This window comes from Streptomyces sp. NPDC058773, from assembly GCF_042746015.1.
GTDB lineage: Bacteria > Actinomycetota > Actinomycetes > Streptomycetales > Streptomycetaceae > Streptomyces.
This window is the reverse complement of record NZ_JBHYPE010000051.1, coordinates 1-15915: the sequence shown is the minus strand read 5'-3', so window position 1 is coordinate 15915 and position 15915 is coordinate 1. Positions and strand designations below refer to the sequence as shown.

Sequence of the window (15915 nt, the reverse complement as noted above, 5' to 3'; positions counted from 1 at the left end):
GCCACGCCTCCACCCCGCACCGCCGGTCCGTGCCTCCCGTTCGCCCCGTCGGCCCGCCGCTCCCTCCCGTCCGCCCGCGTCAACCGGCCTTCACCGGCCCGGTTGTGCCGATGTGCCCCCTGTACTGGCGCAGCGCGCGGGCGCTGTTCCAGCCGAGGGCGCCCACCACACGGCCCTGCAGTCGGTAGAGCGCGACGAAGGCACGGGCCTGTGGATCGCCCTCGACGCATTCGACCTCGGCGTCGGCGGGGCACCGGCCATGGAACTGGATCTTGGCGTCGTACTGGTCGGTCCAGCCGAAGGGGACCGGTGCGTAGGGCGTGGCCTCCCCGGGGGCGGCGAGGAGGTTCCGGGCGGCGGCGCGGGCCTGTTCGGTGGCGTTCAGGCGCTGTTCGAGACGGACCCGGCCGCCGGTGGCCGGGTCCGGCCAGTTGGCCACGTCTCCGGCCGCGTACACCCCGGGCGCCGCCCGGCAGTAACTGTCGCAGCGCACCCCGTCCTCCAAGGGGAGGCCGGAGCCGGCCAGCCAGTCGACGGCCGGCTCCGAGCCGATGGCGACCACGACCACGTCGGCGGGGAGCCGGGTGCCGTCGTCGAGCTCCACTGCGGTGACCCGGCCGCGCGCACCGGTCATGGCGGTGACGCCGCGCCCCGGGTACAGCCGGACCCCGTGGTCCCGGTGCAGGTCCGCCACCAGTCCGCCCACCCAGGGGCCGACCTGCCGGGCCAGCGGGGCGGGCTCGGTGTCGACGAGGGCGACGTCCAGGCCGAGGCCCCGCGCGGTGGCCGCGATCTCGCTGCCGAGGAAGCCGGCGCCGATCACCACGACCCGCGGGCCGGCACCCAGCTGCGCCCGCAGCGTCAGGGCGTCGTCGAGCGTGCGCAGTACATGCACACCGGCCAGGTCGTGGCCGAAGGGCAGCCGGCGGGGCCGCAGCCCGGTGGCGAGGAGGAGGCCGTCGTAGCGCAGCCGGTCCCCGCCGGCCAGGGTGACGGTGCGGGCTGCCGGGTCCACCCCGGTTGCCCGGCAGCCGAGCCGGAGGTCCAGTTGGAGCCGCCGGATGTCGGCCTCCTGGCGCAGCACGGCCCGCTCCGGTTCCCAGCCGCCGGCCAGCACCTGTTTGGACAGCGGCGGACGGTCGTAGGGGGCCCACATCTCGTCGCCGACCAGTGTCAGCGACCCGTTGAAACCCTCGCGCCGGAGGGCGTCGGCCGCGGTGAGCCCCGCGGCCGACGCGCCCACCAGGACGATCCGGTCCATGGCAGGCACTACGGCAGCACCTCGATGGCCAGGGCGGGGCAGCGGGCGGCGGCGTCCTCCACCGGGGCGCGCTGTTCTTCCGGCGGCACGGCGTCGAGCAGCACGACGATGCCGTCGTCCTCACGCTGGTCGAAGACCTCCTCGGCGGCCAGTACGCACTGCCCGGCGCCGACGCACTTGTCCTCGTCAATGACGACCTTCATGGGTTCCCCTTCTGTGGGCTTCTCTGCTGTGAGTGGCTGACATCCGGCGGACGGGCCGGCTACCAGGTCACGGGGAGTTCGTGGACGCCGTAGATGAGCATGTCGTCACGCATCGGCACCTGGTCCGCGGGGACCGCCAGCCGCAGGGTGGGGAACCGTTCGAACAGCGCGGACAGCGCGGCCTTCATCTCCACCCGGGCCAGCTGCTGCCCGATGCACTGGTGAACGCCGTGCCCGAACGCCAGGTGCGGGCGGTAGGGCCGGCGCACGTCCAGCTCCTCGGCGTCGGAGAAATGCGTCGCGTCCCGGTTCCCCGAGGTCAGGGAGGCGAGCACGGTGGCGCCGGCCTCGATGCGATGGCCGTTCAGCTCCACGTCCTCCAAGGCCACCCGGCGCAGCCCGTACTGCACGATCGTCAGATACCGGAGCAGCTCCTCGACGGCGCCGTCCATGAGGGCCGGGTCGTCGCGCAGGGCCGCCAACTGGCCGGGGTTGCCCAGCAGGCACATGGTCCCCAGCGCGATCATGTTCGCGGTGGTCTCGTGCCCGGCCAGCAGCAGCAACGAGCCGACCCCGGCCAGCTCTTCGTCGGTGAGCTGTTCGGACTGCACCAGGCCGCCGAGGATGTCGTCCGTGGGACGGGCACGCTTGGCGACGGCCAGTTGGCGGATGTACTCGTTCATCGCCGCGTTGGCCTGGAGGACCTCGTCGCGGGTCGCGTCCAGCCGGAGCATCATGGCGGAGTTCTCCTGGAATTCCTCCCGGTCCGCGTACGGCACCCCCAGGAGTTCACAGATCACCAGCGACGGAATGGGCAGGGCGAAGGCCTGGACGAGGTCGACGGGGCCCTCGGCGCCCGCCATCGCCTCCAGGTGCTCGGCGACGATCCGCTCCACCGCCGGGGCCAGCCGCTGCATCCGGCGCACCGTGAACTGACCGGTGAGCAGCCGCCGGAACCGGGTGTGCTCCTGGCCGTCCATCATGATGAACATCCCCGGCGGGGGCGGCGGCAGCGGGGCGTCGACCGGCTCGGTGTCACCGGGCCGCACCCGCCGGCGGTTGGCGCCGAACCGCGGGTCGGCGAGCACCGCCCGTACGTCCGCGTACCGGCTGACCACCCAGCCCTTCGCCCCGTCCGGGAAGGTCACCGGCGCGATCGGGGCCTCTTCCCGCAGCGTCCGGTAACCCTCCGGCGGGCTGAACGGGCAGGTCCGTCCCATGGGCTGGGTCCTGGTGGTGGGCTGGGTACCGGCGGTGGGCTGCGAACTGGTCACTGAACGGTCCTTTCCAAGGAGTTCGACGGATGTGCGGGGCGTGCGGGCCGCGTCGCGTGTGCGGGGCATGACGCCGGTGCCGGGCGTACGTCGTGTGACGGGTCGGGGCCCGTGTCCCCAGGGGCGTCACACCGATGGCTCCCGACGGAACGCCGGTAGACGCGCCACCCCAGGAGCGCGCCGAGCGCGAAGACGAGCGGCGCGAAGACATCGACCGTGCCGAGGGCGACCGCCTGGCCGGACAGGAACAAGGGGAGCTGAACCGACAGCGTCAGGAGATTGCCGGTGTAGAGGACCAGGCTGCCTTTGGTGAACGCCCGGCGGCGCACCGTACAACGGCGCCACCTGGTCCGCTCCCCCGTGGCCAGCCCCACCAACACGCCCAGCGGCGGCCAGCCGAGCAACAACAGCACCGGTGTCACCACGGCCATCACCGAATGCAGCACGAGGTGGGGAAGGAAGAAGTTGGTGGCATCGCCCGTGCGCCCGGCCAGGAGGCCCTGGACGCAGACGACGCCCAGGAACGCGAGCGCCTGGCGCACGGGTTGCCGGCGCAGCAGCCGGAGCAGGAAGAGCCCGGCGCCGACGGTGAGGGCGAGCGTCAGCGCGACGCCGAGCCGGTGGGTGAGGGCGAAGGTCAGGGTGAAGCCGAAGACGGGCGTCACATCGATCAGGGTGCTGCGGAGCCGGTTCCGGACGGCGGTACGGACGGCGTCCGTGCCTCCGGGTGCGTGGTCGGCACCTCCGGGTGCGTGGTCGGCAGGGGCCACGGGGTCTCCAGGCGTCTCGCGGACGGTGGTCGGTGGTCGGTCCGGGGTCGTGAGACCAGGAAAGCGGGGCCCGTTGACCGCGCCCGGTCGGCAACCTGACCATTGCCTGACAGCCGGAGCCCGCGTCCGCCCGCGCCGCCCCTGCCGCCGGGGAACCGGCGGCAGAGCCGGCACGTTGTCATCGCAGACCCCGGTCGAAGCGATGAACGAAGCCGTGAATGAAGCCATGAACGACGCGATGAATGACGCGATGGGTGCCCGCCATGCTTTCCGCCTCGCCGACGAGTGCCGCACCGCTGCCCCGAGGAAGCGGGCAGCGGCTGCTCGTCGTGGACGACGACCCGCGGATGGCGGAACTGCTCGACACCACGCTGAGCCTCGCGGGATACGAGGTCGCGACCGCCCACTGCGGCGGCGAGGCCCTGCGCACGTACGCGGAACTACCCCCGGATCTCCTGCTGTTGGACGTCCAGCTGCCCGATCTTGACGGGTTCACCGTCTGCCGGCGGCTGGTGGAGGGCGGGGCCCGGCTGCCGGTGCTGTTCCTGACCGCGCGGGACTCCGTCGACGACCGGGTGACGGGCTTCGCGATCGGCGCGGACGACTACCTCACCAAGCCGTTCAGCCTCCCCGAACTCCTCGCCAGGGTCCATGCGTTGCTGCGGCGGGCCGGCCGGTCCGCGGAGCCCGGCCCGCTGTTGCGGTTCGCCGATCTGACCGTGGACGAGCGCAGCCGACGGGTCCACCGCGGGGGCCGGCCGATCGCACTGTCACCGACCGAGTACAAGCTCCTGCGCTACCTGCTGATCAACCCCGACCAGGTGATGTCCAAGGAACAGATCATGGACCACGTCTGGCAGCACCACTTCGGCGAGGGCGTCGTCGAGAAGCTGGTCTCCCGCCTCCGGGCGAAGGTGGACGCCGGTGCGCCCGCCCTGATCCACACCATGCGCGGCTTCGGCTACAGCCTGCGGCTCCCCGAAGGCGGGTGAGATGGCCGGCGCCCTGCGCGGCTCCCTGCGGGCGCGCCTGATGGTGGGCGTGGTGCTGCTGGCGACCGTGGGCATGGTGGCGGTGAACGCGGTGTCGCTGGTCGCGCTGCGGCTCAACCTCGTCGATGTCGCCGACGGCAACCTCACCAAGACCCGGGACTCCGTTCAGCACCGGGTGCAGCACCGGCGTACCCCGGTCGACGCGGGAAACCTCAACTCCCTGATACCCGGCGGCACTTACATCGCGCTGGTCGACGACCGGGGCCGGATGGTCTACCAGACCCCGGCCCGGGACGTCGACGGGCGCTCGCGCGCCCGTCCCGACCTGCCCACCCCGCTCCCCGAAGGCTTCGCCGAGCACATCGTCACCCTCTCCGCCCACGGCGCGCCCGTCCCCCGGTACCGCACCCTGAGCTTCCCCCTCGGCTACACCGCCACGGTCCGGCGCACCCCGGGCACACCGCCCCGGCCGTTCAGCCGGGTGGTGATCGCCAAGAGCCTCCAGCCGGCCGAAGACGTCGTGTACTGGCTGATCTGCGCCGACGCCGCCGCCACACTGGCCGTGCTCGTCGGCATCGTGCTGCTCAGCCGCGGGGTGCTGGACGTGGGCCTGCGGCCGTTGCGGGACATGGCCGCCACCGCGACCGCGATCGCCGAGGGCGACATCGACCAGCGCATCGAGGTCGCCCGGCGGCACTCCGAAGTGGGCGAGGTCGGCACCGCCCTCAACCGGGCCTTCGACGAACGCCAGCGGTCCGAGGAGCAGCTCCGGCAGTTCGTCGCCAACGCCTCCCATGAGCTGCGCACTCCGCTCACCACGATCCGGGGCTGGGCCCAACTCCAGCTGCACGGCCTGGCCCAGGACCCCGCGCTCGTCGAACGCGCGATGCTGCGCATCGAGGGCGAGGCCGCCCGGATGCACGCCATGGTCGAGGAGTTGCTGCTGCTCGCCCGCCTCGACCAGGGCCGCCCGATCGACCAGGCACCGGTGGATCTCGGCGCACTCGCCGACGACGCGGTCACCGACGCCCGCGTCATCGCCCCGGACCGGCCGATCACCGTCGACGTACCGGACGGGGTGCGCGCCCGCGGCGACGAGGACCGGCTGCGCCAGGTGCTGCAGAACCTCCTGAGCAACGCCCTGCACCACACCCCGCCGGACACCCCGGTCTCCGTGACGGCCCGCGCGCGGCCCACCGGCACCGTGGAACTGTCGGTCACCGACCAGGGCCCCGGCATACCCACCGCGACCGCCGAGCGGATCTTCGAACGCTTCTACCGCGGCGTCACTTCCCGCACCCCGACCGCCGGCGGCACCGGCCTCGGCCTCAGCATCGTCAAGTCCATAGCCGAAGCCCACGGTGGCACCGCAACCGTCCACACCGCCCCCGGCAAGGGCAGCACCTTCACGGTCACCTTGCCGGGGTCCGGCTGAAGGGGCGAGATCAGGTCGGCCAGCCCGAGCCAGATGGGGGCCTGCAGCGTACGCGCAGTCTGCAGCACGTCGTTCAGCCGGCGCCGTCCGAGCATCCACAGGACGCCGAACCAGTCGACGGCCAGTACGGCACCCAGCCCGACAACAAGGTCGTCAGCGAGGTCGAGGGCATCGGCCCCGGCACCTCCCGCACCATGGCCGTAAAGGGCACCAAGGCCGCCACCTACACCACGGCCTGCAAGCCGGGCATGGTCAGCAACGGCATCCGAGGCGACTTCACCGTGAAGACCAAGCACCAGGGCTGACCCGCATCCGCCCCGCACAAGAAGTCCGACGCCGAAGAAGGCGCGCCCTCCGCTCAGGGACGGCGGTACGCGGAACGGTCAACGCCAGCAGCAGGCTCGCTGGTCAACGTCACGTAGCGAGGGTCGGCGGGGTCACCAACCTCCAAGAGGGCGAACAGATCTACGTCATGCCGTGCGAAGCGGTGAAGGTACTGAAGGAACAACTCCAGCTCCTCACCGGACAGCGGCTCGTCGTGCCTCTCGTTGCGCACGGCCTCACGATACGTCTGACGACCGGCCGCCGGCCCCTCGTTGCGAACTACCGGCGAGCCGGTCAAGGAGATCTGCTCGACTGGAGGTCAGTGGTCCGGCGGCCGGTGCCGGTCAGCTGGGATCGCCGTGATTGCCGCACGTCACTGCTGTACAGCCGGAGCCCAACAGCCGTGCACAAAAGGCTCATCGGCCGGCTTCGATCGTGGCCCTAACCGACACGACTGCTGAGAGCAGAGAGCGGCGAGGCGCTTTCCCATGCGGTCACTGCACGCCTCTTGACGGCCCCGGGGCGGCCCGAAGTCGCTTCTTCGCGCCTGGTGTCACTGCCGAGTCTTAGTCTGTTGACAGTCACGGGACGCGGCGGACGGGGGCACGCAGTTGGAGTCATGGCTTACGCCACTCCTGGGGGGCATCGGTGTTGTGGCGGCTGCCGCAGCCGGGCCGTTGGTCACAGGCATTGTGCAGAACCGTCGCGATGCTCGACTCATCGCTGACCTTGAACGCAACTGGGAGCTGCTGGACAAGCTGAGAGCTGGGCCTACGGATCCATGGACTCACGAGATTGCTCAGCTGGACGTCCTGATCAGGAGCCAGCTCGGGGCAATCGCGTCCAGGCAAACCCGATACGTGGCGCATCGACGGAACTGGGCGAGCCTGGGTGCCGTGTGCATGATCGTGGTGATCGCATTTCCACTGCTCTGGTTGCTTGTTCTTCCAGGTGTCTGGTGGTCATGGTCCCTGTTCGTTGTCTTGCTGATCCTTGTGGTGTGCCTCTGCATCATCGGCCTGCAGCAGACGTTCAACCCGCCAGATGAACCTGCCCCGGAACGCTCTGCGGCTGGTGGTCAGAGCTGAGTCGGCGGGACCCGAGGGAAGCACCCATAAGGCGACAGCCGCGAGCCGCAAGGCTTCCGCGGAGACCGGTCTGCGAGACGCCAGACGAACGAGATACCTGGCGGCTGCTGGACTCGGTCAGCGCGCCACGAACTGAACGGGCGGATGCCGCCCGACCGGCACCCGGGGCCCCGGCAAGGGAACGGCAACCCGCGCGAGCATCGGAGTACCCCTCCGCACCACCCCCTCCTCCCGTCCGAGGGGCGGGAGCTTGATCGGCGCTGATCTCGACCGGCCGTCCCCGTTGAGGTCACCCATAGACGCCAGAAGCCCCAGGCCACATCCGGCCCGGGGCTTCGTCCCTGTTCAAGCTGAGAGCCCCCTGTCGGATTCGAACCGACGACCTTCGCTTTACAAGAGCGGTGCTCTGGCCAGCTGAGCTAAGGAGGCGTGCGTGAAGCAGTGTACCCAGGTGCGCCGGATGCCGGTTCCCATTTCGTGACTGCAGGGCTACTGACACCGGGGCCCGACGCGGGTAGCGTCACGGAGAGTCCACATCAGTGGACTAAACCACTCCTTTTACTCGGATCGTCCGGCACGTTCCTGCCGGTGAAGGGACTTTCACCATGGCTACGGTCACGTATGACCAGGCAACCCGTATCTACCCGGGTTCCGACAAGCCCGCCGTCGACAAACTGGACATCGCCATCGAAGACGGCGAATTCCTCGTCCTGGTCGGCCCCTCCGGATGTGGCAAGTCCACCTCGCTGCGGATGCTCGCGGGGCTGGAGGACGTCGACGGAGGCGCCATCCGCATCGGGGACCGGGATGTCACCCACCTTCCGCCCAAGGACCGGGACATCGCCATGGTGTTCCAGAACTACGCGCTGTATCCGCACATGACGGTCGCCGACAACATGGGCTTCGCGCTCAAGATCGCCGGTGTGCCGAAGGTCGAGATCCGGCAGAAGGTCGAGGATGCGGCCAAGATCCTGGATCTGACCGAGTACCTGGGGCGCAAGCCCAAGGCGCTGTCCGGTGGCCAGCGGCAGCGCGTCGCCATGGGGCGGGCGATCGTCCGGGAGCCCCAGGTCTTCCTGATGGACGAGCCGCTGTCCAACCTGGACGCCAAGCTGCGCGTGCAGACCCGTACGCAGATCGCCGGGCTGCAGCGCCGGCTCGGGATCACGACCGTGTACGTCACGCACGACCAGGTCGAGGCGATGACGATGGGCGACCGGGTCGCCGTGCTCAAGGACGGTCTGCTGCAGCAGATCGACTCGCCGCGGAACATGTACGACCGGCCGGCGAACCTCTTCGTCGCGGGCTTCATCGGCTCGCCCGCGATGAACCTCGTCGAGGTGCCGATCACCGACGGCGGCGTGAAGTTCGGCAACAGCGTCGTCCCGGTCAACCGTGAGGCGCTGGCCGCGGCCGCCGACAAGGGCGACCGGACGGTGACCGTGGGCGTGCGCCCCGAGCACTTCGACATCGTCGAGCAGAACGGCGACGCCGCGAAGTCGCTGTCCAAGGAGGCCGCGGACGCACCGGCCGGGCTGGCCGTCACGGTCAATGTCGTCGAGGAACTCGGCGCCGACGGCTATGTGTACGGCACCGCGGAGGTCGGCGGCGAGGTCAAGGACCTCGTCGTACGGGTCAACGGCCGCCAGGTCCCGGAGAAGGGCAGCCGGCTGCACGTCGTGCCGCGTCCGGGCGAGACGCATGTCTTCTCGACGTCGTCCGGGGAGCGCCTGACCGACTGATACGGACGGGAAGTCCGGGAACGAGCGGACGCGGCGGCGGTCGCGGGGGAATCCACCCCGCACCGCCGCCGCGCGGCGTTCCGGCGGCTCAAGATCCGCCAAGTCCCCGGGCCACCCCATCCAGTCGCCGGCGTGCCACGCCCAAGTCACCACCAGAGGGACATAACCCGACTTTCCGCACCAGTGCGTCAACACCACAACCGCACCGACGAGCCATTGCGTCCCCCAATAAGGTGACCAAATGTCGCCAAATCATCACTCCTCGCTACGATCTCGACGTGAACTCCGCAGCCCGCCGCATCGGCAGAACTCTCGCTCTCGTCCTTCCCGTCGTCCTGGTGCTGTCCGGGACCCTCGCGGTCACCCGCGTCCCATGGGCATCGACGGCCACCGACTCCCAGGTGCTGACCGCCTCCTCCGGGACGGTCACCACCAAGACCGCCGCCCGCGCCCCTGAGGAGGCCCTGCGCAAGCGCCTGCTCGTCGAGCTCCAGGAGAAGGACCCGGGCGTCGCCCTGACCCACCTCCAGGAGGCGACCACCAAGCGCCCCTCGCTGGCCAAGCACTGCGTCTCCATCGCCCGTGACCTCGGCCGTGCCGCCGTCGCCAAGTACGGCGCCGCGCACCGCGCCCAGGCCTTCTCCCGCCCGGTCTGCGACACCTCCTTCGCCACCGGCGTAGCCGGCGCCCAGTAACCGCCGCTCGCACCGCATAGGGTGCGATCCATGACAGGTGCCCCGCATCCGTATCCCACGCAGGCCGTGGTCCTGGCCGGCGGCCAGGGCTCACGTCTCCGCCCGTACACCGACGACCGCCCCAAGCCGATGGTCGAGATTCCCGGAACCGGGACCCCGATCATCGGCCATCAGCTGAACTGGCTGGCCGAGGAAGGCGTCACGGACGCGGTGATCTCCTGCGGGCACCTCGCCGACGTCCTCCAGGACTGGCTGGACCGGACCCAACTGCCGTTGCGCGTCACGACCGTTGTCGAGACCGAACCGCTGGGCCGCGGCGGCGGCCTCAAGTACGCGGCCGGCTCGCTGCCCCGCCCGGACGAGCCCTGGTACGCCACCAACGGCGACATCTGGACCCGCTTCCCGCTCCGTGAGATGGCCGCCTTCCACCACGAGCGCGATGCCGAGGCCACCCTCGCGCTGGCCCGCCCGCACATCCCGTGGGGCGCCGTGGAGACCGACGCGTTCGGGCATGTGCTGGACTTCATCGAGTCGCCGCCCTCGCCGTATCTCATCAACGCCGGCGTCTACGTCTTCTCCGCCGCCTTCACGAAGCTCCTCCCGGACCGCGGCGACCATGAGCGCACCACGTTCCCGCGCCTCGCCCGCGCCCGCCGGCTGGCCGGCTACCCGCTCCCCCAGGGCGCCTACTGGCGCGCCATCGACACCGCCAAGGACCTCGCCGAGGCCGCCAAGGAGCTGAGCGCCCAGGGGCGTTGAGCGAGCGCGTCCGTGGCGTACGCCGGCTCGGGACGCTCAGCCGGTCCGGACGCCCAACCGGTCCGGGGAGGCGCCGCCCGGCCCGGGGGACACTCGTCCCGGGCGCCCCGCCGGCCCCGGCCGCTCCGCCCGCCCCACGGGCCGGCCCCGGATCCGCCGCCCGACGCGGGACACACCACTGCCCCGGACACGCCCCACCCCGGACACAGACGCCCCCAGCTGCCTTGCCCTCCTCCCAGTCAGGCAGCCCTCTCCCCCAAAAAACACCCCCGCCCCCGGCCACCCCTCCCTCCCCACAACGGCCGGTGCAGATAGCCGTACGGAGAGAGCAGGGCGATCGGGGGCGGACGGGCGGAGGGCAGGAAGGACGCAGGAAGGTCAGCCGAGGAGGCCGCCCAGGGTGCCGCGGCCGGAGTCGCTGCCGGAGCTGCCGTTTCCGGTGCCGCTGCTGCCGGTGCCGGTGGTGCCGCCGCCGGTGCCGCCCGCGGAGGGCGGCACCCGGCTCGGTACCGGGGCCCGCCGGGTCGGCACGGTCTGCTGCGGTGCGCTGGTGGTCGCGCCGGGCTGCTGCGAGATACCGCTGCTGCTGCCCGTCGACCGTCCCTTGCCGGGCGTCGAGGCGGACGGCGTGCCGGGCTTGCGGGTCTTGTGCGCGGCGCCCGCGGTGGGCTTTCCGGGGCGCGGTGCGGCGCTGCCGGTGTGCCGGTGGCCGGGCCGGGTGGTGTGCTTGCCGGGGCGGGGCAGCGGGGAACCGGGCAGGTTGTTGATCGCGGGCTCCCCGGGCCGCGGCACGGTCGCGACCGTCGCGGACCGTACGGCGCCGCCGAGCAGCGAGCCGATGAGCAGGGTCAGCCCGGCCACCACCGCGGTCATCACGGCGCCCCGGCGCAGCACCCGGCGCCGCAGGTCGGCCACCTCGACGCGGGGGCCGAGACGGCGCCAGGCCTCACCGGCCAGTCGCCCGTCCACGGAGTAGACCGGGGCGCCCGCGATGATCAGCGGGCTCCAGGCGGCGAGGTAGATGATGTCGGGGGCGTCGTAGGCGGGGACCGTCCGCCAGGTGACGGTCATCAGCAGCGCCGCGGACAGCAGCGCGCCGATCGACGCGGCGACCCGCTGCCACAGTCCGCAGATGGTCAGGACGCCGACGACGACCTGGAGGAAGGCGACGGTCAGCCCGGCGCCGACCGGGTGCGCGACGGCGAAGTCGCGCAGCGGCACCGCCAGCGCCCAGGGGTCCAGCGACTGCAGCCACTTGACCATCGAGCCCCGCTCGCCGCCGTCGAAGTAGACGGGGTCGCAGAGCTTGCCCATACCGGCGTAGACGGAGATCAGGCCGAGGAAGATGCGCAGCGGGAGGAGGACGACGCCGAGATTCATCCGGCGGCCGGGGTAGTACGCGTGCCGCACGGTGTCGGCGCCGCGGCGCCGGCCACCCGCGTCGTAGTGGTCCCGGGCCTCGAACCGGTCGTCCTCGAAGCCGTCGTCGAGCGGGCCGCGGCTGCCGTACGAGGTGTTGCGGTGCGGGGTGTAGGAGTCGCCGTACGCGCTGCCCACGGGGCGTACGCCGCGCAGCAGCTTGGTGTCGTCCTCGGTGGGACCGCGCTGGCCGATCACGGTCTGGGCGGGTGGCGCGCCGTCGAGGCGGACCCGGGGCAGGACCTGGGTCGTGCCGACATCCTCGCCCGGGCCGCCGTCGAGTCCGACGCCCGCGTCCCGCACCGCGTGCAGGAGCTGGGTGGTGGCGCCGGCCGTGCCGCCCGGTGCGGTGCGACCGCTCCACACCACGGGCGCCCGGCGTCTGGCACCGGCGGCCGAGCCCTGGAGGGCGGGGATGCGCGCGGTGTCGGCCATGGCGTTGCCTGCCGTGGGCGCGGCGAGCTGTACGCGAAAGCTGGCGTGGTTGACGATGACCTGCGCGGGATCGCACGGCACCTTGACCGAGCTCAGGCCCGGCTCGTCATCGAAACCCGGCGAGCGTCCCCCCGTAGGCGTGCGGGGTGTTCTGGTGTCCACGCTCATCTAACCGAGTGACTCGCGGGAAAGACACTGCCTTGACCGGGTCGATCTGTCCGAGACCCGTCAAAAGATCACGGGAGCCGGCCAAGTCGTACGGAGGGTCAGGCCTTGCCCCGGGGTGGCGCGGAGGTGGACCGGCACGCCCCGGGGCAGCGGGACTCAGCCGCGGCGGCGGGCCGCTTCCCACAGGACGACACCGGCCGCGACACCGGCGTTCAGCGACTCCGCGCCGCCCGGCATCGGGATGCGCGCCCGGACGTCACAGGTCTCGCCGACCAGCCGCGACAGGCCCTTGCCCTCGCTGCCGACGACGATCACGACCGGGCCGTCCAGCGCCTCGACGTCCTGCAGCTCCAGCTCGCCGTCCGCGGCCAGACCGACGACCGTCAGACCGGCCTTCTGGTACGACTCCAGGGTCCGGGTCAGGTTGGTGGCGCGGGCGACCGGCGTACGGGCCGCGGTGCCCGCCGACGTCTTCCACGCACCGGCCGTCATCCCGGCCGCCCGGCGCTCCGGCACGACCACACCGTGGCCGCCGAAGGCACACACGGAGCGGACCACGGCGCCGAGGTTGCGCGGGTCGGTGACGCCGTCGAGCGCGACGATCAGCGGGGCGTCGCCGTCGTCGAAGGCGGCCGCGGCCAGGTCCTCGGGGTGCGCGTAGTCGTACGGCGGGACCTGGAGGACCAGGCCCTGGTGGTTGAGACCGTTGGTCATCCGGTCGAGTTCGGGGCGCGGCGCCTCCATCAGGTGGACGTCGCCGCGCTCCGTGGCGAGCTGGAGTGCGGCGCGCACCCGCTCGTCGGTGTCGATGAACTGCTGGACGTAGAGGGTCGTCGCGGGCACCCCGTCGCGCAGCGCCTCGAAGACCGGGTTACGGCCGACGACCAGTTCGGCCGTGCCCTTGGCGCCACCACGGCGCGGGGCCGGGCGGCGCGCCGCGGTCTGCTTCGCCTTGGCGTTGGCGATGCGGTTCTTGACGTGTCCCTTGCGCGCGGAGGCGGGCGGGGTCGGGCCCTTGCCCTCCAGGCCCCGGCGCCGCTTGCCGCCGCTGCCGACCTGCGCGCCCTTCTTGTTGGACGTGCGGCGGTTCCTGCGCTGGCTGTTGCCGGCCATGGGTCACCTGTTTCTTCACTGCTCTCGACGTCTCGCGACGTGGAGTGGGTACGTACGTATGGAATGAGTGTCGCCCGCGGCCACCGGGACGGTCGAATCCGGGTGGCCGGCGGCGGGCGGGGCGGGGGTCAGGACAGCGACCAGCGCGGGCCCGAGGGGGTGTCCTCGATGGCCAGTCCGGACTGCTGGAGCTGGTCGCGGATGGCGTCGGCGGTGGCGTAGTCCTTGCGGGAGCGGGCGGCCTGGCGCTGTTCGAGGACCAGCCGGACCAGCGAGTCGACCACGCCGTGGAGGTCTTCGCCGCGGTCCGTGCCGCCGCCGGACCAGCGCTCGTCGAGCGGGTCCAGGCCGAGCACCCCGAGCATCGCCCGAAGCTCCGCCAGCCGGGCCACCGCCGCTTCCTTGTCGTCGGCGGTCAGTGCGGAGTTGCCCTGGCGGACGGTGGTGTGCACGATCGCCAGCGCCTGCGGGACGCCCAGGTCGTCGTCCATCGCCTCGGCGAAGGCCGGCGGGACCGCGTCCGCCGGCTCGACCACACCGGCCTTCTCGACGACCCGCTGGACGAAGCCCTCGATCCGCGCGAACGCGGACTCGGCCTCGCGCAGCGCCTCCTCGCTGTACTCGATCATCGACCGGTAGTGCGGGGTGCCGAGGTAGTAGCGCAGCACGATCGGGCGCCAGCGCTTGACCATCTCGGAGACGAGGACGGAGTTGCCCAGCGACTTGGACATCTTCTCGCCGCTCATGGTCACCCAGGCGTTGTGCGACCAGTAGCGGGCGAAGTCGTCGCCGAAGGCCTTGGCCTGCGCGATCTCGTTCTCGTGGTGCGGGAAGACGAGGTCGACGCCGCCGCCGTGGATGTCGAAGGCGGAGCCCAGGTACTTGTGGGCCATCGCCGAGCACTCCAGGTGCCACCCGGGGCGGCCACGGCCCCAGGGGGTCTCCCAGCTGGGCTCGCCCTCCCTGGCCGCCTTCCACATCGCGAAGTCGCGCGGGTCCCGCTTGCCGGTCTCGCCCTCGCCCTCCGGCTGGCGGAGGTTGTCCAACTCCTGGTTGGACAGCTGGAGATACTCGGGGAAGGACCGCACGTCGAAGTAGACGTTGCCGTCGGCGGCGTAGGCGTGGCCGCGCTCGATCAGGCCGCGCATCATCTCGATCATCTCGGGGACGTGACCGGTGGCGCGCGGCTCGTAGGTGGGACGCAGGCAGCCGAGGGAGTCGTAGGCCGTGTTGAAGGCGACCTCGTTCTCGTAGCCGATCGCCCACCACGGGCGGCCCTGCTCGTCGGCCTTCTTGATGATCTTGTCGTCGATGTCCGTGACATTGCGCACGAACGTCACGTCATAGCCGCGGTACTCGAACCAGCGGCGCATGATGTCGAAGTTCAGTCCCGACCTGATGTGCCCGATGTGCGGGGCAGCCTGCACGGTCGCGCCACACAGGTAGATCGAGACACAGCCCGGCACGAGCGGGGTGAAGTCGCGAATCTGCCGGGCGCTGGTGTCGTACAGGCGAATCGTCACGGAACCAGGGTAGTCGGAACGAGGCAGTGCCCCGCGACCCATTGGGTCACGGGGAAACAGATCCGTCACAACCGTCCGGTTCGCCGGAAGTGTCGCTCCCCGGGGCGGGCCCGGGGCCCGCTCAGATGCTGCCCACCACCTTGCGCGGGGTGATCCGCACCACGACCCGCTGGGCGTCCTCGGCCGACGCCGGGTTGAACTCCGCGTACGGCTTGCCGGTGTACTTCCGCGACAGCTCGTCGATCAGCTCCGGCCCGCCCTCGGTGCTGAGCGAGGCGGAGCCGCGGACCTCGGCGTAGGTGTACGGGGCGTCGAAGGGCTGGACGAGGACGGAGACCCGGGGGTCGCGGCGGAGGTTCATCTCCTTGCGGCGGCCGATGGTCGTCGAGAACAGCAGGTCGTCACCGTCCCGCTTCACCCAGACCGGGGAGGCCTGCGGGCTGCCGTCGGGCTGGACGGTCGTCACGGTCACGAAGACCGGGGAGTCGAGGAGCTGCTTGAGGTCGTCGGACAGGGTGGCGGTCACAACGGGTCCTTCCTGCGGGGCCGTTCCGAGGAACACGGGTACTCCGATGGTGCCCCCAACACCCGTGCGGGGCGCGGGGCAGCCCCCCCCAACCGGGGGGGGGGCGGGGCCCCCCCCGCCCGGCCCGGGCCGCCGGGCCCCCGCCGGCCCGGCGGGTCCACCAAGCCCGGGGGGCCCCGGGCCCGCCC

At 71.7% G+C, this 15915-nt stretch carries 15 protein-coding genes and 1 tRNA gene; 6 read left to right on the top strand and 10 right to left on the bottom strand.

The window, feature by feature from the left end:
- Positions 1 to 79: 79 nt before the first annotated feature.
- The 4 genes from ACFW5B_RS30255 to ACFW5B_RS30240 are packed head-to-tail and all read right to left on the bottom strand — an operon-like array spanning position 80 to position 3508.
- Positions 80 to 1261, bottom strand: a complete 1182-nt coding sequence (locus ACFW5B_RS30255) for an NAD(P)/FAD-dependent oxidoreductase (protein ID WP_386446569.1) — start codon at positions 1259 to 1261, stop codon at positions 80 to 82.
- 8 nt (positions 1262 to 1269) lie between these two features.
- Positions 1270 to 1464 (bottom strand): ferredoxin, encoded by a 195-nt coding sequence (locus ACFW5B_RS30250; RefSeq protein WP_386446484.1) that lies wholly within the window; start codon positions 1462 to 1464, stop codon positions 1270 to 1272.
- A 59-nt stretch (positions 1465 to 1523) separates the two neighbouring features.
- On the bottom strand, positions 1524 to 2684 hold the full coding sequence (locus ACFW5B_RS30245) for a cytochrome P450 (RefSeq protein WP_386446566.1): 1161 nt from the start codon (positions 2682 to 2684) through the stop codon (positions 1524 to 1526).
- A gap of 50 nt (positions 2685 to 2734) precedes the next feature.
- Positions 2735 to 3508, bottom strand: coding sequence for a DUF3159 domain-containing protein (locus tag ACFW5B_RS30240; protein WP_386446481.1), 774 nt, complete (start codon positions 3506 to 3508; stop codon positions 2735 to 2737).
- A gap of 263 nt (positions 3509 to 3771) precedes the next feature.
- Between ACFW5B_RS30240 and ACFW5B_RS30235 the strand changes: the two genes are divergently transcribed.
- Both ACFW5B_RS30235 and ACFW5B_RS30230 read left to right on the top strand, forming a co-directional pair.
- Positions 3772 to 4500 (top strand): response regulator transcription factor, encoded by a 729-nt coding sequence (locus tag ACFW5B_RS30235; protein WP_386446563.1) that lies wholly within the window; start codon positions 3772 to 3774, stop codon positions 4498 to 4500.
- A 1-nt stretch (position 4501) separates the two neighbouring features.
- Positions 4502 to 5935, top strand: a complete 1434-nt coding sequence (locus ACFW5B_RS30230; protein ID WP_386446479.1) for a sensor histidine kinase — start codon at positions 4502 to 4504, stop codon at positions 5933 to 5935.
- A gap of 358 nt (positions 5936 to 6293) precedes the next feature.
- On the opposite strand, the gene ACFW5B_RS30225 is transcribed toward ACFW5B_RS30230, so the two are convergent.
- A complete protein-coding gene (locus ACFW5B_RS30225; protein ID WP_386446476.1) occupies positions 6294 to 6491 on the bottom strand; it encodes a hypothetical protein in 198 nt (65 codons plus the stop codon).
- 670 nt (positions 6492 to 7161) lie between these two features.
- Here ACFW5B_RS30225 and ACFW5B_RS30220 point away from each other — a divergent pair.
- The gene (locus tag ACFW5B_RS30220) at positions 7162 to 7347 is read left to right on the top strand and encodes a hypothetical protein (RefSeq protein ID WP_386446474.1); all 186 of its coding nucleotides are present in this window, start codon (positions 7162 to 7164) and stop codon (positions 7345 to 7347) included.
- 355 nt (positions 7348 to 7702) lie between these two features.
- On the opposite strand, the gene ACFW5B_RS30215 is transcribed toward ACFW5B_RS30220, so the two are convergent.
- Positions 7703 to 7776: transfer RNA gene (locus ACFW5B_RS30215), tRNA-Thr, on the bottom strand.
- 176 nt (positions 7777 to 7952) lie between these two features.
- Between ACFW5B_RS30215 and ACFW5B_RS30210 the strand changes: the two genes are divergently transcribed.
- The 3 genes from ACFW5B_RS30210 to ACFW5B_RS30200 all read left to right on the top strand — a co-directional run bounded on the left by ACFW5B_RS30210 (position 7953) and on the right by ACFW5B_RS30200 (position 10543).
- Positions 7953 to 9089 (top strand): ABC transporter ATP-binding protein, encoded by a 1137-nt coding sequence (locus ACFW5B_RS30210; protein ID WP_386446471.1) that lies wholly within the window; start codon positions 7953 to 7955, stop codon positions 9087 to 9089.
- A 278-nt stretch (positions 9090 to 9367) separates the two neighbouring features.
- Positions 9368 to 9784 carry a hypothetical protein gene (locus ACFW5B_RS30205; RefSeq protein WP_386446468.1) on the top strand — a complete coding sequence of 139 codons (417 nt, stop codon included), beginning with the start codon at positions 9368 to 9370 and terminating at the stop codon, positions 9782 to 9784.
- Between the two features lie 30 nt (positions 9785 to 9814).
- A complete protein-coding gene (locus ACFW5B_RS30200) occupies positions 9815 to 10543 on the top strand; it encodes an NDP-sugar synthase (RefSeq protein ID WP_386446466.1) in 729 nt (242 codons plus the stop codon).
- 378 nt (positions 10544 to 10921) lie between these two features.
- On the opposite strand, the gene ACFW5B_RS30195 is transcribed toward ACFW5B_RS30200, so the two are convergent.
- From ACFW5B_RS30195 to ACFW5B_RS30180, 4 genes are all read right to left on the bottom strand, one after another.
- The gene (locus ACFW5B_RS30195) at positions 10922 to 12565 is read right to left on the bottom strand and encodes a DoxX family membrane protein (RefSeq protein WP_386446463.1); all 1644 of its coding nucleotides are present in this window, start codon (positions 12563 to 12565) and stop codon (positions 10922 to 10924) included.
- A 156-nt stretch (positions 12566 to 12721) separates the two neighbouring features.
- Positions 12722 to 13678: a 23S rRNA (guanosine(2251)-2'-O)-methyltransferase RlmB gene (gene rlmB / locus ACFW5B_RS30190; RefSeq protein ID WP_386446460.1), complete on the bottom strand. Its 957-nt coding sequence runs from the start codon at positions 13676 to 13678 to the stop codon at positions 12722 to 12724.
- Between the two features lie 128 nt (positions 13679 to 13806).
- Positions 13807 to 15201: a cysteine--tRNA ligase gene (gene cysS, locus ACFW5B_RS30185; RefSeq protein WP_386446457.1), complete on the bottom strand. Its 1395-nt coding sequence runs from the start codon at positions 15199 to 15201 to the stop codon at positions 13807 to 13809.
- Between the two features lie 121 nt (positions 15202 to 15322).
- On the bottom strand, positions 15323 to 15727 hold the full coding sequence (locus tag ACFW5B_RS30180; RefSeq protein ID WP_386446454.1) for a PPOX class F420-dependent oxidoreductase: 405 nt from the start codon (positions 15725 to 15727) through the stop codon (positions 15323 to 15325).
- Positions 15728 to 15915: the final 188 nt, after the last annotated feature.

Bases quoted from the DNA above. Each gene is read 5' to 3' on its own strand.
- ACFW5B_RS30255 (WP_386446569.1), bottom strand. From the start codon at position 1,261: ATGGACCGGATCGTCCTGGTGGGCGCGTCGGCCGCGGGGCTCACCGCG.
- ACFW5B_RS30250 (WP_386446484.1), bottom strand. From the start codon at position 1,464: ATGAAGGTCGTCATTGACGAGGACAAGTGCGTCGGCGCCGGGCAGTGC.
- ACFW5B_RS30245 (WP_386446566.1), bottom strand. From the start codon at position 2,684: ATGGGACGGACCTGCCCGTTCAGCCCGCCGGAGGGTTACCGGACGCTG.
- ACFW5B_RS30235 (WP_386446563.1), top strand. From the start codon at position 3,772: ATGCTTTCCGCCTCGCCGACGAGTGCCGCACCGCTGCCCCGAGGAAGC.
- ACFW5B_RS30230 (WP_386446479.1), top strand. From the start codon at position 4,502: ATGGCCGGCGCCCTGCGCGGCTCCCTGCGGGCGCGCCTGATGGTGGGC.
- ACFW5B_RS30220 (WP_386446474.1), top strand. From the start codon at position 7,162: ATGATCGTGGTGATCGCATTTCCACTGCTCTGGTTGCTTGTTCTTCCA.
- ACFW5B_RS30210 (WP_386446471.1), top strand. From the start codon at position 7,953: ATGGCTACGGTCACGTATGACCAGGCAACCCGTATCTACCCGGGTTCC.
- ACFW5B_RS30200 (WP_386446466.1), top strand. From the start codon at position 9,815: ATGACAGGTGCCCCGCATCCGTATCCCACGCAGGCCGTGGTCCTGGCC.
- ACFW5B_RS30195 (WP_386446463.1), bottom strand. From the start codon at position 12,565: ATGAGCGTGGACACCAGAACACCCCGCACGCCTACGGGGGGACGCTCG.
- rlmB (WP_386446460.1), bottom strand. From the start codon at position 13,678: ATGGCCGGCAACAGCCAGCGCAGGAACCGCCGCACGTCCAACAAGAAG.